Here is a 24,837-nt window from a genome sequence, read left to right as displayed (position 1 = left end):
AACGGAGGAACTATTTTATGATACGTACTATGGCGGTAACACATAAGGGTGAGGTTCTATTGGGAATGCCGCTGATGGATATCCAACTGGACAAGTATGCCTGGATCTGGGCAGACTTTTCTACACCTACGGAAGAGGAGACATTACTGCTAGACCAGTATTTTCATTTTCATCCTTTGGCAATTGAAGATTGTATGCATATTTTGCAGCGTCCGAAGCTCGATTATTATGAGAATGTGCAATTTTTCGTCCTACATGCCTTGAATGACCGCACGCTTGAGGCGGAAGAGATTGACCTGTTCCTGAGTGAGAAATTCCTGGTATCTTACCACCATCAGGAAAAAACAGAGATGAATGAAGCCTGGGAACAGGTGAAAAGTGAAATACATAGCCGCAAAGGATGGTCGGGTGGGCCGATGGCTGCAGGTTATAGAGTGATGGATAAACTGGTAGATAAGTATTTTCCAAGCCTCTACAGCATTGAAGATGAGTTGGCTGATCTGGAGAGCAGAGGCAGCAGTCAGTCGGTGGAAGATCTGATGAGACAGGTATTCGATGTACGTGGGCGGCTGTTGAAGCTGCGTCGGACGATTGTGCCGATGCGGGACTTGATGTACCGGATTGTCAATTCACAGCATGTTCAGAGCAATGGTGAGGAACGGATCTATTTTGGCGATATTTATGACCATCTATTGAAGCTAACGGATATGATCGAGGTCGACCGTGAAATGACTGCCGATCTGCGTGATAGCTACATCTCACTCAATTCCAACCGGATGAATTCCATAATGAAGACACTAACTGTGATTACCACGGTATTCATGCCCCTGACGCTTATTGCCGGGATTTATGGGATGAACTTCAGAGTGATGCCTGAGCTGGATTGGCATTATGGTTACTTTGGGGTGCTACTGCTAATGCTCGGGTTAGGTACTGGCATGTTTCGATGGTTTCGGCGGAGCGGCTGGTTTAAGTAAGGGTTTCGAAAGCGGCTTGAAAGGCAATATTCCCAAGCTGCTGCTGCAAAAATAACAGCGTATGCCAACTGGCATACGCTGTTATGCATTCATTTACGCAGGAAATGAGGAGCGTAAGTATATCTGGCAAACGCCACCGCTTATTTGCGGCGGCGCTTGCCAGAGGTTGGAGTGGAACGCCGGCGACTTGGCGGGGAAGACTTGCGGCGCTGCGGTGTAGAGCGTCTTTTTTTACGGCGATTGGGTTTATACAGAGCTGCATCTTCTTCAGCTGCCAGAGCCCCTGCTGCCAATGCGCCCGCGGCTGCGCCTTTACCGAAGCCGCCCATTACGAGCTTGACCATAGGCGCCATTTGCTGAAAGCCGGACATCACCTTTTGTACCTTGCCCATGGAGCTCACGATTCCGTCAATACCGCCCATACGGTCGATAAAACCTTTAAGCTGATCCATATTCGCGAGATTGCCGAGTCCGCCAAGATTTCCAAGCAGTCCGCCAGCTTTGGAGGTTACAGCTTCGGCTGCTTCAGGTACTGCCAGTGCAGTACTGGTAGCTCCTGCTCCATAAGCAGGGAATATTCCAGTTTCCCCAGGGATTGGCGCCTGCACGTATGGACTGATGCCGGGATAGGGTGATGTATTAAACGGCTCGGCCAGCGAACGATGGCCCCGGCGGGAATGATTGTAGTAATGATCAGGCATAATATCACATTCCTTCGTTAGTGGGTTAGTGGTTTACTTTACTGTATGTCATGGGCGAACATAAGGTATAGACGAATGCCCGGTTTATCGGGATAGGTGCGGAAAAGGGCGGTTGCCCATAGTGCTACCGGAAGTGAAGAAAGCGTGTCTATACTTGATTTTCAGTGCTTATGTAGTACTATAGGAAAGTCGGCAAATGGACCACAAATAGAAGAATGGAATTAGATTACATATCTTTTTTGTACGCCTGTGGTGGACGGTTGTCCGTGATTTTCACTCATTACAGCGTGAAACCGTTAATGCTTGAAAAAAGCACTCCAGTACAATATAGTTAAGGCAAGATAGTCACATTAAGTTTATGTTTCGTGGGTCCGTTTTGTACGAAGCTTAATTATGGGTAGCTAATGCTGACAATACTTTTAGGGGATGAATACTATGCAGCTGAAAAAGCTAGACGATAGAAGTATTGACCAATTATTCGAAGCCGTCTTGACATTGAAAAATATGGAAGAATGTTATGTCTTCTTTGATGATTTATGCACAGTGAACGAAATTCAATCACTCTCGCAGCGGCTCGAAGTAGCACGTATGCTGGGTAAAGGTTCCACCTATAACCAGATCGAAGCAGAAACAGGAGCGAGCACAGCGACCATTTCACGTGTGAAGCGTTGCCTGAATTATGGTAATGACGGTTATAAACTAACGCTAGAACGTCTGGGACGATAATCTGTGAAGCCGGGCGTACTTATTATCAGTCACGGTTCCCGCGACGAAACTTGGGTTTCGATCGTTGAGGAAGCCGTTAGCGGTCTGTCGCTGCGGGAAGAAATTCCCGTGGCGGTTTCTTTTTTGGAGTTGGTAGAAGGCCGTTTGATTCAAGATGGAATAGATGAGCTGGAAACAACGGGGGTCACAGATATACTAGTGATCCCGTTGTTTGTTTCTTCGGGCAGTACCCATGTGGATGAAATAGAATATGCGCTCGGCGCAAAGCCTGAGCCTGAACGAGAAACAGATCTTGAACGGTTCACGGTAAAGGCGAGAGTTCATTATGGCTATCCGGTTGATGATGACCCGGATATTGCCTTCATGATCTGGGATAAGATTCGCGAGCTGTCCAAGGAACCAGAGCGGGAGATGATTCTGCTTGTAGGGCATGGCAGTGTGCACAAAGGCTTCCGGCAACGCTGGCAACAGGGCATTTCTTCATTGGCGGAACGCGTGCGTGAAGTGAGTGGAATCGCGGCTGCCGATTATGGTCTGTTGAATCCGGACAATATTAGAAGCCGAGTAGAGTATTGGCAAGAGCAGGGCTATGATGTACTGGTGGCTCCGCTTTTTTTGAGTGAAGGCTATTTCACTAAGAATGTGATCCCCGCTAAACTAAAAGGGCTGACCTATGCGTATTCCGGCCAGACTCTTTTACCACATCCGCTGCTGCCGCATTGGATAGAACACCAAATTGAGACACTCCTGCAACGGGTGCTAATCGAAGGATGAAGCACCTACTGCAACATCATAACTTCAGAAAAGATAGCGACTTCGCCGTGTTTATTCTGGTGGTTGCCGCATACACATAAAGTTAATGCTACCGAATTAGGATAGTAAAGCCAACGCAATTCACTGATATTTGATTGTGGGGCACTGAATTGAGTATAATTAGTTAGGTTATCTAATATAAAAACAGGTGGCGTTCCGGTAAATGAAAACTGCGAGATTGATATATAATCCCACTTCTGGACGGGAAGAAATGAAGAAGCGGCTCGCCGATATTCTGGACCGGCTTGATATAGGCGGTATTGAAGCCTCCTGCCATGCAACAACTGGTGAGGGCGATGCCACAGCAGCGGCTGCAGATGCGGTAGAACGTGGTTACGATATGATTATAGCTGCTGGTGGCGATGGTACATTGAATGAGGTTATTAATGGTATGGCGGAGAAGCCGAATCTTCCCCCACTTGGCGTATTGCCGCTCGGCACAACCAATGATTTCGCGCGGGCCATGGGTATTCCAAAGAACTGGGAGGATTCCTGTGATCTAGTTCTCCGCAATGAGATGCGTATGATTGACCTCGGCAAAGCCAACGATCGTTACTTCATTAATATAGCTGGTGGTGGCAGTCTGACTGAGCTAACCTACGAAGTACCCAGCAGACTGAAGACAATGATGGGCCAGCTTGCCTATTATTTAAAAGGCATTGAGAAAATGGCCAGCTTATCTCCTCAGGAGCTAGTGATCCGTGCCAATGGGCAGGAGATGATTCATGGCGAGTTCATGCTGTTTCTAATCGCCAATACGAATTCAGTAGGTGGATTTGAGAAGCTTGCTCCCGATGCTCGTATCGATGATGGACTATTCGATGTTATTGCGCTCAAGAAATGTACTCTTCCCGAGTTCATCCGTTTAGTTAGGCTGGCCCTGAGTGGCAAGCATTTAAAGGATAAAAAAGTAATCCATTTCCGCACCGATGCGATGGAAGTTACTTCTCCAGGGCCAGTTCAGTTGAACCTGGATGGTGAGTTAGGCGGCACTCTGCCTGGTTACTTCCAGGTTCTTCCGCATCATTTGCAGGTTTTTGCCCAGAATAATTAAGTACCATTACTAATGAAGATAATGAAAGAAGTGAACTTTAAATAATGAGTAAACACCGCAGTAGCCGCAGCACCAGCCGCCGGGAGAGCACGGCGCCTGTAGCCGGACTGCCTGTAAATAAGAATGACGAGGTTATGCTCGATATTATCGGCATGACTCACGAAGGCGAAGGGGTAGGCCGCGTTGAAGGCTATACTCTTTTTGTGCATGGTGCCCTGCCCGGTGAAAAGGTCCGGGCCAAGGTGCTCAAGACGAAGAAGCAGTACGGCTACGCCAAGCTGTTGCAAATAGTAGAAGCAAGTGGCGACCGCATCGCGCCGCCCTGCGAGATCTATGACCAGTGCGGCGGCTGCCAGCTGCAGCATATGGACTATTCTGCCCAACTGGCGTGGAAACGCCAACTGGTGGTGGACAACCTGCAGCGGATCGGCAAGCTGACCGTTGCAGAAACGCTGGTTGGTAGTCGGCAAGAGGCTAACGGCAGCACGGGGAATGCTTCGGAGACGGCGAACGTAGTGGAGACTCCACTGCATTCTGGAACTTCACTTGCTTCGGGAGAACAGGTGGCTCAGACTGGCATTCTTGTCCGGCCTACGCTCGGCATGACTGAGCCTTGGCGTTACCGCAACAAGGCCCAAGTGCCAATTGGCGCCAGCGAAGACGGCTTAGTCGGCGGATTCTATGCCCGAGGTAGTCACCGGATCATAGATATGAAGACCTGTCTCATTCAGCATGAGAGTAATGATGACGTTCTTCGCCAAGTGAAAGCCATCGGCCGCAAGCTCGGAATCTCAGCTTACGACGAAGAATCCGGCAAAGGCCTGCTGCGCCATGTTGTGGTGAAGGTCGCCTTCCGCACCGGTGAAATGATGATTGTACTCGTCACAAACGGTGACCGTATGCCGCACACTGACGAATGGATCGCAGAAATTCGCCGTGCACTCCCGGCTGTAACAAGCATCTGCCAGAACGTGAATACTGGGCAGACGAACGTAATCTTTGGAGACCTTACACGTACCCTTTGGGATAACGATGTAATCTATGACTATATAGGCGACGTGAAATTCGCTATTTCCGCCCGATCTTTCTACCAAGTGAATCCGCCTCAGACCGAGGTCCTTTACGGCAAAACCGTAGAGTATGCGGGACTTACAGGTAATGAAACGGTAATCGATGCTTATTGTGGGATTGGTACAATTTCGTTATTCCTAGCGCAGCATGCCAAGCAGGTCTACGGTGTGGAGATCGTGCCAGAAGCGATTGAAGATGCCCGCGCTAATGCCTTGTTAAACGGCATGAGTAACGTAGTATTCGAGGTAGGAGCATCAGAGGATGTAATCCCGAACTGGAAAGAGCAGGGGATCACAGCCGATGTAATCGTGGTAGACCCGCCTCGCAAGGGCTGCGACCCGCGGCTATTAGAGACCATTCTAGCGATGAAGCCGGAGCGGGTGGTGTATGTATCTTGTAATCCATCCACCCTCGCAAGGGACTTACGGGTGTTGGAGGATGGCGGATACAGAACCGTCGAGGTGACGCCGGTGGATATGTTCCCGTGGACGGTGCATGTGGAGTCGGTGGCGTTGTTGGTGAGGAATGTTGTAGCCAACAAATAAACCCCTGCTATTACAAATAAACTCGTGCTAAAAATCGAATAAAGTCGTAATAAAACCATCAAATCGCTAAATGGAGCACGGTGTAAACCCAGATCCATACGATTCCGCAGAGCCGACCGATTTTCAGGATTTCCTCCTGTATTTCGCTCGGTTTTTTATCTTTCTTTTACTCAGCCCACCCCCCGCCTCATCACCCAAATCCTTTCTTCTCATACCTTTTTCCTCTCTCTTTTTTTACTTGCTTAGCCTCTGGAATCCCTTGCCACACCTGCATTCTCCATATTTTCCTCGAATCTTTTCCTCCAGCTTTTAAGCTTATCTCATGTGTTTCCTCGGATTTTTTAATCGATCAATTACTCTGATTAATTCTTCCTAACCCCAGCACTTCACCTATGTTTTCTCCTGCTCTGACGGCAGATGGTTAGCTATTTGACATAGAGAAGAAAAAGGCGAGAGAAAGGCTGAGATGCCTTGCTGGACGTGGGTTTGGGCGATTGGAACAGGAGGAGGAGGGAGCTGCGAATTTTAAGCCTTTTCCTGTGTCTGTAGCAAGAGTTTATTTATTCGGGCAACTGCGGAATGCGGGTTTGAGGGCTGTTTTGTAGCAGGGGTTTATTCATTTTGAACATAGTAGGGACAAAAAAAGGAGAAAAGTATTTCCTCTTTTTTTCTTTGGAGAAAAAGGGAGTAGGGGGAAGGAATCCTGAATTTAAATCTAAATTCACATAGTATCACGCACAAGAGAAAAGGGTATATTCCTTAGACAAATTGTCTACTCAAATTCATGTTTGTAATCCTTCAAAGTTCATCATCCATCAAAATAAGTTTCTCGCTCGGCTTTTCTTTTTCCCAGGTACAAAATGTTTCATTGAAACAAGCCACTTTTGAGTAATCTCCCAAAAACCTCATTTTTCTTCATTTCACTTACTTTCTTCACTAACCATTCTTTTGATTCATCCTTTTGTATTCTTCCTGTTATTAAACCGTTACTGAGGTAGGTCAGAGGGCCTTTCCCGAGGGCTTTTATTCTGTCCAAGGTTGTCATTCTGTTGTCATTGGGGTTTGCTATACTGGTCTTAGTTAGGAGTAGGAAGATAAAATTGAATGAGGAAATGGAATGCTTATCATGGGTGAAAGAAGGAGGTTCCATCATCTCAGTGATATTGATGGTGGTAGGTTGAATAATGTTGGGACTGATTGCGCTTGGGGGAGAAATCAATATGTGTGAGTGGCACGTGTAGAGATATCGCGAAATCTATTTTGAAACATATTGTGAAAAGTTGAATCGCTTACTCGTGGAAATATGGACGACAACGGTTTTAAATCAAGCATCTATATGGGGTTATTTGGTTATATAGATAGTCCTACTAATATGATTACAAATATGACTTGGATTTAAGTATTAATTGACAGCAGAAACAAAAATATTTGAATTAGGAGAGGCGTTGAAAAATATGAAAAACGTACACACCAGGAAGAGAATAACCGCAGTACTGATGAGTTTCGTACTGGTTTTCCTTCTGATGATCCAGATCTTTATAGGAGTGGGAACTGCCTATGCAACACCAGCATCCAAAGCTTGGTTTGATATCACGGGAGGATTTAACTCTCCGGCGGGAGTGGCAGTAAGCAGTGACGGCACAGTATATGTGGCTGATGCTGATAGTGATAGAATTAAAAAACTACCGAGCGGAAGCAGTACATGGGAAGACATTACCGGATTGGGGGGATTTAATTATCCGTGTGGTGTGGCAGTAAGCAGTGACGGCACAGTGTATGTGACTGATACTAATAATCAGAAAATTAAAAAACTGCCGAGCGGAAGCAGTACATGGGAAGACATCACCGGATCGGGAGGATTTTCCTATTCGGTGGGTGTGTCAGTAAGCAGTGACGGCACAGTGTATGTGACTGATACTTATAATCATCAAATTAAAAAACTGCCGAGCGGAAGCAGTACATGGGAAGACATCACCGGATCGGGAGGATTTTTCTATCCGCGTGGTGTGTCAGTAAGCAGTGACGGCACAGTGTATGTGGCTGATACTTATAATCATCAAATTAAAAAACTGCCAAGTGGAGGCAGTACATGGGAGGACATCACTGGATCGGGGGGATTTAATTATCCGTATGGTGTGTCAGTAAGCAGTGACGGCATAGTATATGTGGCTGATACTGTTAATCACCAAATTAAAAAACTGCTGAGCGGAAGCAGTATATGGGAAGACATCACTGGATCGGGGGGATTTAGTTACCCGCGTGGTGTGTCTGTAAGTAGTGACGGCACAGTGTATGTGGCTGATACTGATCATAACAAAATTAAAAAACTGTTGAGTGTATATACAGTAAGCTTTGATAGTGGTGAGGGGTCGACAGTAGATGCTCAGACTGTGTTCGAAAACGGTCATGCTAAATTGCCATCCGCTCCTAGCAAGACGTACTACACGTTTGGAGGGTGGTACACCGACACCCATCTGACAGTACTATTTGACTTTGCAACAAACGTCATTACAGCGGATCAAACGTTGTATGCAAAGTGGGCACCAATTAACTACGCAGTCAGCTTTGAAGTAGACGGAGGCAGCGCAATAGCGAATGTGAACGCTGACTATAACACTGCGATCACTGCACCAACGGCACCAACGAAAGCGAATTACAGCTTTGGGGGCTGGTATAAGGAATCCGCTTTAACGAATACGTGGGACTTTGCCACAGAAAAGGTGATTGGCAATACGACGTTGTATGCAAAGTGGGCGCCAATTAACTACGCAGTCAGCTTTGAAGTAGACGGAGGCAGCGCAATAGCGAATGTGAACGCTGACTATAACACTGCGATCACTGCACCAATTCCACCAACGAAAGCAAATTACAGCTTTGGGGGCTGGTATAAGGAATCCGCTCTAACGAATACGTGGGACTTTGCCACAGAAAAGGTGATTGGCAATACGACGTTGTATGCAAAGTGGGCGCCAATTAACTACGCAGTCAGCTTTGAAGTAGACGGAGGCAGCGCAATAGCGAATGTGAACGCTGACTATAACACTGCGATCACTGCACCAATTCCACCAACGAAAGCAAATTACAGCTTTGGGGGCTGGTATAAGGAATCCGCTCTAACGAATACGTGGGACTTTGCCACAGAAAAGGTGATTGGCAATACGACGTTGTATGCGAAATGGACGCTTAATAACTCATCCAACAATGGCGGTGGCGGTTCAACACCACCAACAGTTCCAACTGCAACGCCTGCAGCAACTGTAATACCTACGCCTGTACCAACACCAACTCTTAAGCCATTCTACAACGAGAAGGTAAATATCGATGTAATTAAGGCTCTAGTAGAAAAAACAATCTACGCAACTGCAGTAACATTTAAGGATGTGCCCAAAGATTCCCCAACAGCTAAAGCAATTGAGTTAGCAACTAAACTTGGGATCGTTAAGGGGTATGCGGATGCTTCATTTCATGCAAATTCTACGATAACTAGAGCAGAGTTTGCGACAATATTAGTTAAAGTACTGGGTTTAAAGTCAGAAGGTGATTCCAGTTTTAAGGATACCAAAGGCCATTGGGCGGCAGATGCAATTGCTATATTAGAATCAAACGGGATAATAAAGGGTTACATGGATGGAACATTTAAACCGAATCAAACGATCTCCAGAGCGGAAATAGTGGCTATGCTTTCAAAAGTAATCAATACTACTTTAGTAAAAAGTGCTAAGTTCAATGATGTTGCGGGTCACTGGGCAGAGGCTGAGATTGATACGTTATCTGATATGGGTATTGTAGAAGGTGCAATGGATGGTTCATTCAAACCAAATGCTAGTGCTACGAGATTTGAGTCGTTACTCATGGTTTTACGTATGCTAAATATCAGTCTTGGTCTTTCGTTAGATATAGAGTAGTCGTTCAAGTTACTTAAATACGGTAGGTACTGTTAATTCAGTACTTACCGCATTTTTAGTGTTTTCCTTTTTATTTGCTGACAACTACGGCCAACCATGCTAACATACACACCAAAACGTAAGCGCGAACGACCGTTTTCGATTCTCAGACAGCTGCATGCAGGGCAAGAAAACATTTGTGATTTTTCCATTCCAATACTTATCTGCTTCACCCAATCAAAATGAAGTGTTTTTTACATGTATTGTGAATTTATATTTTATGTCCATCAGTCTTTTCCTCTTTTTTAGCAAGAGTTTATTCATGCTGAACAAAGGGTTTGTGAGTAGTGAAAGGGTAGGTTAGGGACGAAATGGGGACGTAAGCTTTAATTACGTCCCCATTTGCATTTTTAAGTATTATTAAACCAAACAATTGGTGTTAATAGAAATTCATATTTTGCCGAAATGTATGTATAGTCGTAATAATTAAGACTTCTCTCTGACAAGCATACTCAGCGGCGGGGAATGGGGGACTCAATAATGTCATTATCATATGTTTTTTCTTTAGTTTTTTTTATTGCTTTTGCCATCTATTTTATTTTGGGAATATACATCATATCCATCAATCCTAAAAGCATGTTAAACCGACTCTTTTTTGCAGCCTGTCTATCACTTTCGATATGGGCATTTTGTTTTTCTATTGCCAATTCGGCACAGGATTATGAGACTGCTTTATTTTGGCGCAGATTGACTTCATTGGGTTGGGGAACCGTATATAGTTTACTACTGCATTTTTTTCTTATTTTGACAGAGAAGAACAAAATTCTGAAAAACAAATGGCTTTATGTGCTATTGTATTTTCCAGCGGTAGTGAACGTTTTTGCTTTTGGTTATAGTGATATAGCAAAGGGACAGTACAAGCTGATTAATACTGCGATGGGCTGGGTTAATGTTTCGGCGAACAGCTGGGGCGATCTGTATTTTAACCTATATTATGTTTTTTTTACCCTTGCGGGGTTGGTGGTACTCTGGAATTGGGGAAAAAAGTCGAAAGACCCCGTAAAGAAAAAGCAGGCCTATCTCTTTATATCCTCATATAGCATAGCCATGATATTGGGATCCATGACAGATGTGATTGTGAATACATATACATCGTTTACAGTTCCTCAAATGGCACCTGTGATTGTGCTTTTACCCACAACAGCTATTTTTTATGCCATTAAACGGTATGGATTAATGGGTCAAGAAAAAAGTGATAGAGCTGAACCAGGGAAGATATTAAGTGAAGTCAACATGGATAAATTCATTAATATCATGTCTTTTGTGTATATCATTGGAGGGATGTTGAATTTTACAGCACAGTATTTTTTCAATCAAAAACTTCCCAATTTCAACTCTGTTTTATTATTTAGTTTTTTCTTTTTTATTATAGGAGCAGTATTACTAATCATTAAATTTCTACCAATGAATGCAGATCTCAAAGAATTCTTATTTATTTTTATTATGTTAGTATCCATCCTTCTGATCGCGATTAACTTTATTGATTCTGCAAGTATCACGGTATGGGCGGCACCCTTTATTATTGTGATGCTGTCGGTTCTTTTCAATAAACGGTTTATGATTTTTTGGGTAGGCGTTTCAATTCTAGCTACCCAAATATATATTTGGGTGAGAGTGCCGAAAGCAATGGTCCCGGTTGATGGTTCCGATTATCTTGCTAGGATTGGTATTTTAAGTATAACCCTTTGGCTGGCCTATTTTGTCAACCGGGTATACATCCAACGTCTTGAAGAAAATGAAGTTCAAATCAGGTTTCAGAAGATGATTTCTCAAATTTCTGGTGACTTTGTTAAGGTTACAGAATTAGACTTGGATGAAAAAATTAATAAGTTGTTAGAGCTGAGTGGAGAGCACTTTCAAGTAGATCGAACTTTTTTCATTAGTTTAACTGAACATCAAAAAACTTATGAATGGTGCAATGAAGGCGTTGAATCCGGGATTGATATCATTCCAAAGTTGACCGGAGAAAGATTCCCCTGGTGGATGAACGAGAGATTAAACACTGACGTGGTCAATATAACAGACGTGGAAATGCTGCCACCAGAAGCTGGAGCAGAAAAAGAAATGTTCAAAGATCATAAGATGAAGTCGCTGATCTCCATTACTGTAAGAAATAAAGGGAAAATCCTGGGTCTTTTGTTCTTAGCATCAGTCAAGGTGGCAAGGACGTTGGGGGAAAATCATCAGGAGTTGCTGAGAATACTGGCCAATTTATTGTCAGATGCGCTGGTAAAGGTGGAAGCCGAAAAAGAAATCGGCTATATGGCGTTTTATGACGATTTGACAGGCTTTCCAAATTACACCTTGTTTAAGAAACAGTTGGAACAGTCGATCCAATCATCTAGGGGAACCGATAATCTCATTGCTGTTCTTTTCATTGATCTGGATTCTTTTAAATCAGTCAATGACACCATAGGCCATCTTGGTGGAGATGAGATGCTAATACAGGTGGCATGTAGGCTATCTGGGTGTTTGCGACAACATGATACGGTTTCGCGTTTTGGTGGAGATGAATTTTTGATAAAGCTTACTGAAATTAATCGATTAGAAGACATTAGAAAGATTGCTGAAAAGATCATGAGAGCGATTGCTCTGCCCGTGATTGTCAAAGGCCAGGAATTTTTCATTACGGCCAGTGCGGGTATTGCAGTATATCCTGCAGATGGCGAAAGTACAGAAGAGTTGATTAAAAATGCCGATCTGGCGATGTATGCTTCGAAAGAAAAGGGGAAGAATCAGTACACCGTATGCTCACTAGCCATGAAAGAAGAAGTGTTGAAAAAAACGCAACTGACAAACAGTCTGTATAGGGCATTGGAAAGAAATGAATTAGTGCTCTACTATCAGCCACAGGTTAGTGTATTAACAAAAGAAATCGTGGGTCTTGAAGCTTTGATCCGTTGGAATCATCCGGATTTAGGGATGATTTCACCGGCTACATTTATTCCTTTGGCAGAGCAAACCGGACTGATCATCCGCATTGGCCAATGGGTTCTCGAGACAGCATGCCGACAGAATAAGGAGTGGCAGGTTCTGGGGCTACCGCCTATACGAATGGCAGTGAATCTATCCGTTGTACAGTTCCAAGATCGGAATCTACTCAGCATTATTGACAGAACACTTAGTGAAACTGGTTTGGAATCGAAATATCTTGAATTGGAAATAACTGAAAGCGCTGCGGCTGATGGAGATGACTATATTGTCCATGTGCTTCATGAACTGAAGGAGCTAGGAGTGACCATTTCAGTTGATGATTTCGGATCAGGTTATTCTTCTTTAAGCAGATTAAAGTCATTGCCTGTAGATCGAATCAAAATTGACATGCAGTTTGTACGGGGCATTTCAACAGGTAACAAAGATGAAGCTATAGCAAAGACTATCATTCAATTAGCTAAAAATTTAAACCTTAATGTGATTGCCGAAGGGGTTGAAACAGAATCTCAGTTTGAATTTTTCAATAAATATATGTGTGATGAGATTCAAGGGTATTTCTTTTATAAACCTATGCCTGCGTCAGAAATAGAGGCGATTTTGGAGGGTACATGTCCTGGAGCAAATTGAAGCAACAGCTAGAGAGTTTTCTCTGTCCTGCGTTATACGGAAGGGTCCAGTACCGTGCAACTGGCTACCGTTATTTACCTGATAAAACAGGGATTTGTTATATTGCGGTAGATAAAAAGAATGTACTCAATATGATTGATACAACTACCTTAGTCAAATGGTATCAGACGGAGCTGGAAATCAAGAATGATCCAGATATCCAAATCCCGATTAGCAATGAAGAAATTGAAGAGGTTAGAAAAGATACCAAGGGAGTAATTCCAGAGGATCGTCTACAAATCATTGCAAGAAGCAGAAAAATATCAGCATATGCAAAAGAGCTTTTGAGTGCACAGTCCTCATTAAGTAAATCGGATTTTATCGTTATAGCTAATAAGTTTTTAGCCATTTCTATAGAGGAAAGCTTAGAGAGCAATGAGATCTTATTGAATATTCTAGCTTTGGTGGATAGACGAGTTGGAAAAAAGCGGATTTTAAACATGACCGAAAAGATGAAGATAAAGCATCCGATTGTGCAGTTTTTTTATGAACTACGGCGTAGTACGTTATGAATGAGGTTTTAGATGACAAGGCGGAATGGAGGAATCATAATGGGAAATACGGATAAGTTCGAAATGATAGCCAATAGCTATGACAATTCTGAAAGAATCCACATCGCAAAGATATCATCAGATGCCATTCGGGAATATTTGGTGGATGCTAAGAGTAAGTCTGCTATTGATTTTGGGTGTGGAACCGGACTTGTTGGTATGAATCTGCTGAGTGAATTTAATTCTATGCTGTTTCTGGATACCTCTCCAAATATGATTAGCCAAATAAAGCAAAAAATCTCTGATCTTAATACTCAGAATGCAGAGACATTATGCTTTGATTTTGAAAAAGAGAACCAATCGGATATTCATGCTGACTATATTTTTATGGCTCAGGTTCTACTTCATATTGATGATGTTGAGTTACTCTTATCCAGATTATATGATGTTCTTAATGAAGGTGGACATTTACTGATTGTTGATTTTGATAAGAATGAAGAGATAGTTTCAGATAGGGTTCATAACGGATTTGATCAAGAAAAGCTGGCAGACATTATGAGGGGAATTGGGTACACGAATATTAAATCTACAACGATTTATACTGGAAGTAAAATATTCATGGGACAAGATGCCTCTATGTTTATTCTTGATTCTCACAAATAATTACTGCCGTTAGTGAAAAAAGTTTTTGTTTTTGCTTGGTGCTCTCCGTAAGGAGAGTGATTTACATCTTATTTAATATGTTGTCATCTACAAAGGGTTAGGCGTGCCTAGTTTAAAACGGAACTAAACAGAAATAACAATAAAACCCTTCTGGCGAAGGGTTTTTATATCGTTTATACTGATAAAACTACTTTACTTCCTAGGAGCTGTGTCACGAACTATGATAAAGAAAGAAGCCGCACATATACGAAAGCAATTTAAAATGGATCACGATTTGTTGAATCTGTACGACATTCTCAATGTGTATATTATGAAGGAAACCAACGAGGTCTATCATTGTGAGCGGCAGCCGTTTGCCATGCTGGACAGAGAGAAGCAGGAACTCTACATGGGCAATTTCCGAAAACTGCTGACCGGCGAACTGGATCAGAAGCTGTTCGAGTTGAAGTTTCTGGAGGAAGCGGAGGAGCCTTCGCAGGTGATGCTTCACCAAGGTCTAGTGACAGGTGATCCAGACGAATGGCAGGACCTGATGCTGATGCTCGTAGACAAAATGTTAGTGGATGCCAAGTATGAAAAGGATATGGTAGTCACGTTCGTTCGCGGACAATACTCCCGGCCGACCAAGGGCAGGAATGACGAAGCCGAAGAGAGTGAGAAGAACGAGATGTTCGCGCATCCGTTCATTCTGTGCAGCGTGAATTCCACGGAGCAGCAACGGAAAACGCTCTTGTTCGATTATGTGGAGAGAGAGTTTAAATACAATGTCATGGTTGATCCGATCATTAAGTTAAGTACGCCGGAGCAAGGGTTCTTTTATCCAAGTGTGACGGACAACTATTCCGATGTGAACCGAATTCTGTATTGCACGGGGAGAGCGAATGATCCGAACCCGCATTTCATCGAGCAGGTCTTGAATGCAGAGAGATCCGTGACGGCACTGGAAGAGAGATCCATCTTCGAAGATATCGTGAAGGAAATAACGGGCGAACAACTCGACGCAGGCATCCTCGCACAGGTGTACGAGGAAATCCATCAGGTCATCGAAACCAACGAGGATGAGGAAGAACCCCCGAAGCTCGATTACCGGGATGTGGAACGCGTGCTGAAAGTGAGCGGCGTAGAGAACGTGACGATGGAAAAGGTGGAACGCGCGTTTGAAAAGATCGTCGACGATAAGCACTATGAGATGAAGGCGAGCAGCGTGATGCCTAAATTCACTTCGAAATCGATCAAGATCGATACAAAGGTAGCCTCGATATCGATCAGCCCACAGGATCTGAAGTATGTGAAGCAGGTGAATTATCAAGGGAAACGCTGCATTCTGATTGAGATTGACGAAGACGCGGTAATTGAAGGATTTACGCTTAGTACAGAGACGTTATAGTCTCGGAGCCGAAAATAGTAATTCAAGCTGAATCAGCCCAATCTGTCTGATAGACGGAGAGGGCTATTTTTTATGCATTAGCCACAATTTTTCATTGGAGTTATTTGAGGCGGTGCTGCAAGCAACGGTGGCTTCGGAAATTGAACGGAATCATTAGATAGCTATAACTAAATCGATTTAGTAAAATTATATTAATGTTCTATGGATCATAAGAAGCTAAGCTCCATAACAAGTAAGCATATGCTTACGAAGCGAGTTATGTACGAAGTAACGCAGTGAAGTGACGCTGACAAAATTTTTAGGAGGAAGGATTCATGTTTTTTAAAGACCAAGATATTCAAGTCGACACAGTAGATAGCAATACAACCCGGAAAGTGCTGGCCCACAGCGCTCAGATTATGTATGCCAAAGTGATGTTTGCGAAAGCTGGGGAAGGGGAAATCCCACTGCACAAGCATGTACATGAGCAGGTTACTTATGTAATACAGGGCAGCTTTCAGTTTATGATCGATAATGGTGAAACAAAAGATGTACAAATTGTCAAAGCGGGCGACAGCATTCATTTTCCATCCAATGTTCTCCATGGCTGCATCCCACTGGAGGATGATGCCATCCTGCTGGACGCTTTTACACCAGCACGTGCAGATTTCCTTTAACTCCTTAACTGTTGGTGTAGAGTAACTTCCAAATAACCGAGCGGAATTCAGGGAAACTCCTAATTTCATAAAAATATGTATGAACAATAATGAACCCTACTCCAGAAGCTCATAACTTACCCAGAGCCTATAAGTGTGAAGTTGTGATAGGATAAGGTTACATTTAATTTCCCCGCGGGGGCAAGAAAAGGGAGCAGCATGAGAATTATTATATCGCCTGCCAAGAAGATGAAGACGGATACGGATTTCCTGGATTACCGCCAGATACCGCAATTCCTAAGCGAGTCTGAGACTCTTCTGGCCTTATTGAAGAAGCTGAATGATGAAGAAGCAAAAGCGCTATGGAAATGCAATGATGCCATCACCGCGCTGAATGTGGAGCGGATTCGGAATATGGATTTAACCCGCAAGTTGACGCCGGCCATCTTCGCCTACGAGGGTATTCAATACCAGTACATGGCGCCTGGTGTGTTTCAAACGGACGAACTGGAGTATCTTCAGCAGCATTTGCGGATATTGTCCGGGTTCTATGGGATCGTCCGGCCATTCGATGGGGTTGTTCCGTACAGACTGGAGATGCAGGCTAAGCTGGCCGGGCCGGGCTTCGGTTCCCTCTATGAGTTCTGGAACAGGAAGCTGGCGGATCAGCTGTGCTCGGAGAGCGACTGCATTCTGAATCTGGCCTCCAAGGAATACAGCAAGTGCATCTCCCCCTATTTGGACGGGAATGTTCGAATGGTTAGTGTTGTATTCGGGCAGGAGATCGGCGGCAAGGTAGTTGAGAAAGGGACACAGGTCAAGATGGCCAGAGGTGAAATGGTACGCTTCATGGCCGAGCGGCAGATTAGCTGCGTGGAGGATATCAAACGCTTTGACGGAATGGATCACAGCTTTGTTGAAGAGCTGTCGGATGAGAGTACCTATGTGTTTATACAAAAACGCGGAAAAATAGAGTAATGCATTACGGGTAACCTGGAAAGTGGTGAAGTAACTACATCCGGGTTACCTTTTTTTGTCGGCACCCTATCCCGGTGTGGAATTATAGATTTATTAAAGGGGATGAATCGTGATGTGGAGAATAAAGCTTGAATGAGAGAAGAACAGGTGAAGGAGGGGACTTATGATTATCAAAAAAGATCCAATGGACAAAAAGAGCCTGCTTAAAGAACTAGATTCACTGGGATATTCGGACCGAATAAAAAAAGTAGCGATTCTGGGCCATGATCATAGGGGATCAACCGAGTATTCGGGATTGCTGTCTTTATTGCTGGAGGATGGTGCTTATGAAGCACGTCTTGCATTAACCGGTGCTGATGTAACACAAGATGCTAATGTTGTTGTGTCAGCGCTGCGCCATCCCCTGGCAAGCATCCGAAATATGGCAGCAGGGCTTTTGGCTAAAACGGCTTCAGATGCTGATATTGAACGTGAGCTCCCCGATTTATCACAGGATTGCCGCCGCAAGCTGTTACGCAGTGTTTCACATATAAACCGTCGAGAACTGGCGGAGCGTTTGTTGCCTTTGCTGTATGACCGGTGGGGAGCGGAGGAAGCCGTCATTATACTACCGGCATGCTCTAAGGACACGGTTAGTCAGTGGCTTGCGGAGATCAGCTATGCCATACGAGACTGGAACAAATTAGCCGGCCGGCACCTTGATGCGGTTGCAGAGTATTTCAAGACGACATTAGAAAGCACACCACTCAGGGAAAAGGGCTATGTATGGTGGAGATTCTCTTCAGCTATGGAGATTCTATGCAATCTTAAGTCAGATCTGATGCTAGAATGTGCGATGAATCATGGACCCATGGACATCATACATCCTGCGTTAAAAAAACAGCTTAGCACTTTAGTTCGTCTAAATCCTGATAGGGTGTATCAACTGCTGATACGAGCGGAGTCACGCAGCGATCTGATCTCTCATGGTATTCCTGAGGGCATTCTAAAAAGAAGTAAATATTTATCTATAGATCAATGGACCGAGTTAGCCAAATTACTCGTAGATTACCCTATACATATAGCGAAATTGCTTCATCATATTGCGCCTTCTAATCGCAAAGTGATTTTTGATGCGGTGTATGAAGAAGATAAACGCCAAGAGCGCATTTTTCCGGAAAGATTACTGTATGTATTACCCCATGCATTACGTGACAAGGAAGCCACTAGGATGCTTGGCCTCCGTGAAATTCGTGATGATCGGGATAGAACAATTAGAATTATGGCTTGCCGTTCTATTCATCATTCAAGAGAGAAGCTCGAACAAGCCACACGTGCATCCAGCGCAGACGAACGCGCAATGGTACTTGTGCAGCTGATTAAGAGTACGGTTCTATCAAGACAGGGTATGGATGAGACACTAGTGTTCTTGGACCGGATCAAAAATGACCAAGACCCTGTTCGAGGTGCAGTGTTTATAGAGCTTTCGGATAGTCCTGCATCTGTGTTTACGGATACGAATCTGCAAGAACTTACTTTGCTTGTAGACAGTGTTATTGATGCCAGAGATTCTTCGCATTCTACAAAGTTTGCCGTTCAGCACCTAGCATTTGCAATTCTACGGCATAATGCCTTGCATCCACACAGTGAGCTCTTCAAGTTCTCCTTGAACACGATCCAGAAACTGGCCAAGCAGAATGGACAGCTGTCCCTGCCATCCTTAGAGGAGAATATCCCCCGGGGATAGCAGAGATTATCTTCGACACGATCTATCCATTAGTTATGCAGGCCACCCAAAGAGAAGACTACAATCTGGTAATTAGCCTGGCTAATTCATTCGGCAAAAGAGGTTACGGCATCACAAAGCTTCAAAATCTGTTAAGGGAAGCAACAAGGGCCAAAACAGATTCTATAGCTGTACGGGCGGCCAGACATTGGCTTGCTCCTCACACCACACGGGATGAAAGAGTTAAAGAATTACTGGCGTTGGATAAATCGTTCATTACAATCTATGAAGTGTTCCTGCATCTGCATCGGAAGCGTCAGGAATGGTTGGATCCGTTTATTGCGGGTACTGTTATTAAGGGCAGATTCCTATCGGGCAAAACGATCTATCTAGTGCCGGCTGCAGACGGGTTTAACCGTTGGCTGCCACGTCAGCAACAAGCTCTAAGCTCCTTATTAGAAAAAATAGCATTCGATGCCAAGCGCAGCCTTGCGGAGCGCGCAAGAGTTATTAAGATCATGGCAAATATGCCTGACCTTGGTCCGGATAAGCTGCTGGAGCTTATCCAGGATAAGGAAGTAGCTGTAGTAGAAGCTGCACTTCATGCCCTTTCACTCACGGAAGAACCGGGGCGAGCACTTCCCGTTCTGCTGGAGCATCTGGATGGAGACAGAGCCCGTGTAGCTATGTACTCGATACCTCGATGCATCAGAAGAGTGAATCCATTGCTGTTGACTTCAATGCTCAAAGAGCTGTTAAATCGGGACAAGCTGCGGATCACTGTCAGGAAAGAGGTTGTCCGGTTACTAGGAGCTTATAGAAGCAGTGACAGCCTTCCGCTATTGATGAACGAGTTCGGAAAAACAAACGTACACAAGGATGTAATCATTGCCATAGGACATGCGGCGAGACAGCTTCTGGATGATGAACGCGGGTGGGATATGTTAAGTTCCATGGCTTCTTATTCACAAAGTGATATCGCACAAAGTTTATTGTCTGAGCGGCCTAATGAACTTCCGCTAGACTATAGACCGCGCTATTTAGCATTAATTATCGAAATTTCCAGTCATCCTGATGCGGATGTTGGCAGACATGCTTTCAGTTGTATGATGCAGTGGACAAACGGCAATGAAGAAGCCATTGCCACTGCTACGGCAAAGGCTATTACGAATTTGGAAGACAGCACCAGATGGAATGCTGCCATGAACACGCTCACTGAAACCTGCCGCGACGGCAAGGTCAATGAGGTGGTGACTGCTGTATTTAAAGAGTTGGCTAGTGCTCCAATCAATGAGGAGTGGAATGCCAATACTAAGAGAGATGTACCTCACTTGCAGCGCCTCCTGAAATTTGCAGACAGACTGACGTCATTGCCCCGGTACACACGTATGAATCTTATACCTTTGTATCTGAACCTGATCGATAGTCTGGCTACCGATGAGACTTTGCAGCAAGTAGTGATGAAATTGTATATAGCAGTAATTGATTGGAATAACGCCGAGGGAACAGCCGTTTATCTAAATAAAATGATGAATTGTATTTCATCTCAACCATATCTTCTAGGCGATGCTTATAAGCAGGTTGCGCATAATTTAAAAGACAGCACAGGGTATTGGCAACCGGAAACCCTATTAGAAATTGTAGATAGGCTCGGGTCTGAAAGGGGCTACGAATCTCAGTTTCTTGGGCTTTCTTTGCTGGAAGTGGCTGGAAGTGCTCTATTGTGGAGTCCGGAGTGTGCAGACCGTTTGAGATTATATAGAAATCACACGAATATTATGATCCGCTCGCGTGCGCTAAATATCTGGACAGCGATAGATTAATCTCTATGAAAATTTGGGGATATGGAGGCCAGAGAAGCGGCGGTCCAAGTGCAAATAATAGAAAACCCCCGATTCCGCTCTGGAATCGGGGGTTCGTCTTGTGCCCAAGAATCTTCCTTAGTCTAGAAAGAAGCTCTATGCCTCCATCTTCTGTGCTGTGTAGAGTCTATAGTAGAAGCCCCGACGCGCTATAAGCTCATCGTGCGTACCACATTCCGCGATGCCTTTGTCAGACACATACATGATGCGGTCGCAGTTCTTCACGGTGGACAGCCGATGTGCGATAATGAACGAGGTTCGTCCCTTGAGCAGTTCATTGAGGCCTTGCTGAAGCAGACGTTCGGTCTTGGCGTCGATGGACGAGGTAGCTTCGTCCAGGATGAGAATGCGCGGGTCGGCCAGCAGCGTCCGTGCAAACGAAAGGAGCTGGCGTTGCCCCTGCGACAGCTTCGAGCCGCGCTCGTTGACCTCTGTCAGATAACCTTGCTCGAATTCGCGGATAAACTCGTCGGCACATACCGTCTTCGCGGCAGCGATGATTTCTTCCTTGGTAGCATCCAGTCTGCCGTAGCGGATATTGTCCAGGATAGTGCCGGAGAAAATAAAGCTGTCCTGCAGCATAATCCCCATTTGGCTGCGCAGAGATTTCAGCGTAATCTGGGAGATGTCTTGGCCATCGATAAGAATCTTGCCGCCAGTAAGGTTGTAAAAGCGTGAGATTAGGTTGACGACTGTTGTTTTGCCTGCGCCTGTCGGTCCTACCAGGGCTATGCTTTCTCCTGCCTTGATATCGAAGGAGAGGTTCTCCAGGATGTTGTGCCCCGGATCGTAGGCGAAGGTCACGTTGTCAAAGGTCACATCGCCCTGAACGGGTGGTAATTCCTTTGCCTCTGGAATATCGCTGACGGTAACCGGCTCATCCAGCGTTTCGAAGATGCGCTCCAGGTAAGAGACGGCGTTGATGAAATTGTTGTACAGGTTCGATAGATTCAGGATCGGCTGCCAGAAACGAGCGGCGTAGCTGCTCATCGCTAGAATGACGCCGAAGGTCACATCTTTGGGGTCCAGTGCCAATAAGCCTATCAGATAAATTAACGATGTAACGATCGTAGCTAAGTTATCGACTGTAAACGGAATAAGGGCATTGTAACGTACAGCCGTTATCCACTCCTTGCGGAAATTGGCAGCGAGGCCAGTGAAGATACCCTCATTGCGCTGCTCGCGGGAGAAGATTTGTGTCACACCAATGCCGCTGATGCTCTCCTGCATATAGGCGTTCAGATTGGAGCTTTTGTTGGACACAGCCTGCCATGCTCGCCGCTGCCGGGTCTTGATAATCAGCATAATGCCGAGGAAGACAGGCAGTCCTGCAAGAATAATCAGCGAGAGCCGAACATTGACGGCGAACATAAATGCAGCAATAAAGATTAAATTCACAATTTCCAGAATAAAGTTGATGATACCATTGGATAACACATCCGATACCGCGTTTACATAGTTTACGACTCGAATGAGGATCTTGCCTTGCGGGCGGTCATCGTAATATTTAAAAGGCAGCTCCTGCAAATGTTTGAACAGATCCATGCGAATCTCGGAGATAATGTCCTGCCCGACGCGAGTCATGATGCGTGAGCGGATGGTAGCGAATATAACGCTGACCACGATAGTTACCAGCATTAGTGCTGACCAGCCTAAAAGTGCAAGGACGGCTTTCTCGGGAATCGTCACATCAACGACATGCTGCAGGATGAGCGGTGCAGACAGTGCCGCCGCCGCCGAAAGGGTACTAAGCACAAGAGCGATAACCATGGGCTTTTGCTGCTGCTTGATATATACCATTGCACGCCGGAAGTGTCTGATGTCAAAGGGGGACTCCAGATTCTCATCAATATCGAATTTATTCCTTGCCATGAGCGATCACCTGCCTTCCAATGCCCTCGGTTTGCAGCATAAACACCTCGTAGTAATAACCCCGTTTTGCCAGCAACTCGGCATGAGTACCCTCTTCGATTAAACGCCCGTCTTCCATGATGAGGATACGATCGGCCTTCGCGGTAGTGGATACACGTTGTGCGATGATGATCTTCGTGCAGGCGAAATCAAGCTCACGCAGACTTTTCTGAATATGCTGTTCAGTCTCAAGATCAACGGCAGAGGTCGTGTCATCCAGAATCAGGATAGGCCGGCGGACCGCCATGGAGCGGGCCAGCGCGATACGCTGCTTCTGCCCACCGGAGAGACCCACTCCGCGTTCCCCTACAATAGTGTCATAGCCTTCGGACATCTTCATGATGAATTCATGCGCGTCAGCCAGCCGTGCATATTCTACTGTATCCTCTTCCGGGAGGTCAGGGTCACCAAAAGAGATGTTTCCGTCGATTGTATCCGAGAACAAGAGAACGTCCTGAGTTGCCACGCCGATGTTTCCGCGAAGCTCGTCGAGCTCTAGCTGACGTACATCTACGCCGTCCACTAACACATGCCCTTCGAACACATCATATAAACGTGGGATTAGGTTAACGATTGTCGTCTTGCCCGATCCCGTCGAGCCCATGATAGCCACGGTTTCACCGGGTTCAACCTTAAAGCTGACATCGTCCAGTACCGTCGCACTGTCGTATTTGAAGCTGACATGATCAAATTCGATGCGGCCATCATAACGGCGGTTGCCGATGGACTTATGCTCATTGACGATGTTAGGCCGGGCATAATAGATATCCACGATTTTGGCCAAGCTGGCGAAGAAGCGTTGAATATCATTGATGATGATGCCGATGTTGCGCATGGGGTTCGAAACAGCCCAGATCAATGAAGAGAAGGCAGCGAATTCGCCAAAGGTGATGCGGCCGTTCATGACAAAGAGCCCGCCGGCAATCATCAGGATCACGTTAAAACCTTGAGCGAAGGTTTCCAGGTAAGGAAAGTAATCGAGCCAGACGAGCGCAGCCGTTTTGTTTGCTTTGGAATAGTTGGCGTTTTTGTCGGCAAATTTCTCAATCTCGTACTCCTCGCGGGCAAAAGCTTTGACGATACGGTTGCCAGAGATATTTTCCTGCGTGGTGGAGTTGAGCTGCGAGAGCCGTTCGCGAAGGTCGATATACATCGGGCGGACGCGCTTCGCAAAGATGTAGGCCACAATGAAAATCGGGGGCGAAAGGATGAGCAGCCACAGTGTCAGTACAGCATCAATAGTGAAGAAGTAGATAACTGAAGCAATAAAAATCGTTGCCGATTCGATGATCGTCTTGATAATCCACGCCATCGAGTGCCTTACCATGTCCAGATCGCCTGTCATCTTGGTCATGAGGTCACCAGTACGGTTATGGTCGTAATAGTGCATATCCTGTCCCTGGATTTTGTTGTACAGATAAATGCGGATGCGGTATAGCATGTTTTGCGAGGAATGCTCATACTGCATCATTGTCAAATAAGCAAGACCCGTACGAAGGAGGGAAAAGCCGATCATACCCAGGCAGAGTGCGATCAATAGCCCTCGTTCTTGTGTGAGATTCTGCTGCGCGTGATCTCCGGCGATGAACGTATCGACAATGCGCTGGCTTATGTACGGATTCACGATCGTGAGCGATGAGCCCACTACCGAGAGGCAAAGTGCGAGAATGTACCGCGTCCGGTTTCCTTCCAGGTTCTGCCATAACCACTTTAATTCGAACATCTAATCACCTGATTTCTGTTTATGTACTCAACAAATCAACGCGATTATACC

17 protein-coding genes are annotated in these 24,837 nt (G+C 45.2%); 14 read left to right on the top strand and 3 right to left on the bottom strand.

Going from position 1 to position 24,837, the window contains the following annotated elements; translation table 11 throughout:
• Positions 1–17: 17 nt before the first annotated feature.
• Positions 18–977: a magnesium/cobalt transporter CorA gene (gene corA / locus H1230_RS28910; protein ID WP_239713219.1), complete on the top strand. Its 960-nt coding sequence runs from the start codon at positions 18–20 to the stop codon at positions 975–977.
• Positions 978–1,117: 140 nt separating this feature from the next.
• Here the strand turns inward: corA and H1230_RS28905 are convergent, their stop codons facing one another.
• Positions 1,118–1,678 (bottom strand): tyrosine protein kinase, encoded by a 561-nt coding sequence (locus tag H1230_RS28905; RefSeq protein WP_239713218.1) that lies wholly within the window; start codon positions 1,676–1,678, stop codon positions 1,118–1,120.
• 435 nt (positions 1,679–2,113) lie between these two features.
• Here H1230_RS28905 and H1230_RS28900 point away from each other — a divergent pair, with 435 nt between their 5' ends.
• The 13 genes from H1230_RS28900 (at position 2,114) to H1230_RS28840 (ending at position 21,113) form a co-directional block, all read left to right on the top strand.
• Entirely contained in the window at positions 2,114–2,404 is a 291-nt protein-coding gene (locus tag H1230_RS28900; protein WP_154121874.1) for a YerC/YecD family TrpR-related protein, read from the top strand.
• A gap of 3 nt (positions 2,405–2,407) precedes the next feature.
• A complete protein-coding gene (locus H1230_RS28895; RefSeq protein ID WP_239713217.1) occupies positions 2,408–3,178 on the top strand; it encodes a sirohydrochlorin chelatase in 771 nt (256 codons plus the stop codon).
• Between the two features lie 202 nt (positions 3,179–3,380).
• Complete coding sequence (locus H1230_RS28890) at positions 3,381–4,271, top strand: diacylglycerol kinase (protein ID WP_239713216.1); 891 nt, start codon at positions 3,381–3,383, stop codon at positions 4,269–4,271.
• A gap of 44 nt (positions 4,272–4,315) precedes the next feature.
• Entirely contained in the window at positions 4,316–5,887 is a 1,572-nt protein-coding gene (gene rlmD / locus H1230_RS28885) for a 23S rRNA (uracil(1939)-C(5))-methyltransferase RlmD (RefSeq protein ID WP_239713215.1), read from the top strand.
• A gap of 1,454 nt (positions 5,888–7,341) precedes the next feature.
• Positions 7,342–9,792, top strand: coding sequence for an InlB B-repeat-containing protein (locus H1230_RS28880; protein ID WP_239713214.1), 2,451 nt, complete (start codon positions 7,342–7,344; stop codon positions 9,790–9,792).
• A gap of 519 nt (positions 9,793–10,311) precedes the next feature.
• Positions 10,312–13,392: an EAL domain-containing protein gene (locus H1230_RS28875; protein ID WP_239713213.1), complete on the top strand. Its 3,081-nt coding sequence runs from the start codon at positions 10,312–10,314 to the stop codon at positions 13,390–13,392.
• The gene (locus H1230_RS28870; protein ID WP_239713212.1) at positions 13,374–13,943 is read left to right on the top strand and encodes an SF0329 family protein; all 570 of its coding nucleotides are present in this window, start codon (positions 13,374–13,376) and stop codon (positions 13,941–13,943) included. Before H1230_RS28875 ends, H1230_RS28870 begins: the two co-directional genes overlap by 19 nt.
• Positions 13,944–13,982: 39 nt before the next feature.
• Positions 13,983–14,585, top strand: coding sequence for a class I SAM-dependent methyltransferase (locus tag H1230_RS28865; RefSeq protein WP_239713211.1), 603 nt, complete (start codon positions 13,983–13,985; stop codon positions 14,583–14,585).
• 220 nt (positions 14,586–14,805) lie between these two features.
• Complete coding sequence (locus tag H1230_RS28860) at positions 14,806–15,972, top strand: DUF4317 domain-containing protein (RefSeq protein WP_239713210.1); 1,167 nt, start codon at positions 14,806–14,808, stop codon at positions 15,970–15,972.
• A gap of 314 nt (positions 15,973–16,286) precedes the next feature.
• Positions 16,287–16,628, top strand: coding sequence for a cupin domain-containing protein (locus H1230_RS28855; protein WP_239713209.1), 342 nt, complete (start codon positions 16,287–16,289; stop codon positions 16,626–16,628).
• Between the two features lie 198 nt (positions 16,629–16,826).
• A complete protein-coding gene (gene yaaA / locus H1230_RS28850) occupies positions 16,827–17,585 on the top strand; it encodes a peroxide stress protein YaaA (protein ID WP_239713208.1) in 759 nt (252 codons plus the stop codon).
• Positions 17,586–17,748: 163 nt separating this feature from the next.
• Positions 17,749–19,311: a hypothetical protein gene (locus H1230_RS28845; RefSeq protein ID WP_239713207.1), complete on the top strand. Its 1,563-nt coding sequence runs from the start codon at positions 17,749–17,751 to the stop codon at positions 19,309–19,311.
• Between the two features lie 35 nt (positions 19,312–19,346).
• A complete protein-coding gene (locus H1230_RS28840; protein WP_239713206.1) occupies positions 19,347–21,113 on the top strand; it encodes a HEAT repeat domain-containing protein in 1,767 nt (588 codons plus the stop codon).
• 135 nt (positions 21,114–21,248) lie between these two features.
• On the opposite strand, the gene H1230_RS28835 is transcribed toward H1230_RS28840, so the two are convergent.
• Both H1230_RS28835 and H1230_RS28830 read right to left on the bottom strand, forming a co-directional pair.
• The gene (locus H1230_RS28835; protein ID WP_239713205.1) at positions 21,249–23,024 is read right to left on the bottom strand and encodes an ABC transporter ATP-binding protein; all 1,776 of its coding nucleotides are present in this window, start codon (positions 23,022–23,024) and stop codon (positions 21,249–21,251) included.
• The gene (locus tag H1230_RS28830; protein ID WP_239713204.1) at positions 23,011–24,786 is read right to left on the bottom strand and encodes an ABC transporter ATP-binding protein; all 1,776 of its coding nucleotides are present in this window, start codon (positions 24,784–24,786) and stop codon (positions 23,011–23,013) included. Before H1230_RS28830 ends, H1230_RS28835 begins: the two co-directional genes overlap by 14 nt.
• Between the last annotated feature and the right edge of the window lie 51 nt (positions 24,787–24,837).

The sequence above is a fragment of the Paenibacillus sp. 19GGS1-52 genome (assembly GCF_022369515.1).
Classification (GTDB): domain Bacteria; phylum Bacillota; class Bacilli; order Paenibacillales; family Paenibacillaceae; genus Paenibacillus_AQ.
The sequence above is the reverse complement of the archived record's forward strand: the minus strand, read 5'-3'. Positions and strand labels throughout refer to the sequence as shown.

Coding starts and splice junctions, on each gene's coding strand:
- corA (WP_239713219.1), top strand. CDS start 18: ATGATACGTACTATGGCGGTAACACATAAGGGTGAGGTTCTATTGGGA.
- H1230_RS28905 (WP_239713218.1), bottom strand. CDS start 1,678: ATGCCTGATCATTACTACAATCATTCCCGCCGGGGCCATCGTTCGCTG.
- H1230_RS28900 (WP_154121874.1), top strand. CDS start 2,114: ATGCAGCTGAAAAAGCTAGACGATAGAAGTATTGACCAATTATTCGAA.
- H1230_RS28890 (WP_239713216.1), top strand. CDS start 3,381: ATGAAAACTGCGAGATTGATATATAATCCCACTTCTGGACGGGAAGAA.
- rlmD (WP_239713215.1), top strand. CDS start 4,316: ATGAGTAAACACCGCAGTAGCCGCAGCACCAGCCGCCGGGAGAGCACG.
- H1230_RS28880 (WP_239713214.1), top strand. CDS start 7,342: ATGAAAAACGTACACACCAGGAAGAGAATAACCGCAGTACTGATGAGT.
- H1230_RS28875 (WP_239713213.1), top strand. CDS start 10,312: ATGTCATTATCATATGTTTTTTCTTTAGTTTTTTTTATTGCTTTTGCC.
- H1230_RS28870 (WP_239713212.1), top strand. CDS start 13,374: ATGTCCTGGAGCAAATTGAAGCAACAGCTAGAGAGTTTTCTCTGTCCT.
- H1230_RS28865 (WP_239713211.1), top strand. CDS start 13,983: ATGGGAAATACGGATAAGTTCGAAATGATAGCCAATAGCTATGACAAT.
- H1230_RS28860 (WP_239713210.1), top strand. CDS start 14,806: ATGATAAAGAAAGAAGCCGCACATATACGAAAGCAATTTAAAATGGAT.
- H1230_RS28855 (WP_239713209.1), top strand. CDS start 16,287: ATGTTTTTTAAAGACCAAGATATTCAAGTCGACACAGTAGATAGCAAT.
- yaaA (WP_239713208.1), top strand. CDS start 16,827: ATGAGAATTATTATATCGCCTGCCAAGAAGATGAAGACGGATACGGAT.
- H1230_RS28845 (WP_239713207.1), top strand. CDS start 17,749: ATGATTATCAAAAAAGATCCAATGGACAAAAAGAGCCTGCTTAAAGAA.
- H1230_RS28840 (WP_239713206.1), top strand. CDS start 19,347: ATGCAGGCCACCCAAAGAGAAGACTACAATCTGGTAATTAGCCTGGCT.
- H1230_RS28835 (WP_239713205.1), bottom strand. CDS start 23,024: ATGGCAAGGAATAAATTCGATATTGATGAGAATCTGGAGTCCCCCTTT.
- H1230_RS28830 (WP_239713204.1), bottom strand. CDS start 24,786: ATGTTCGAATTAAAGTGGTTATGGCAGAACCTGGAAGGAAACCGGACG.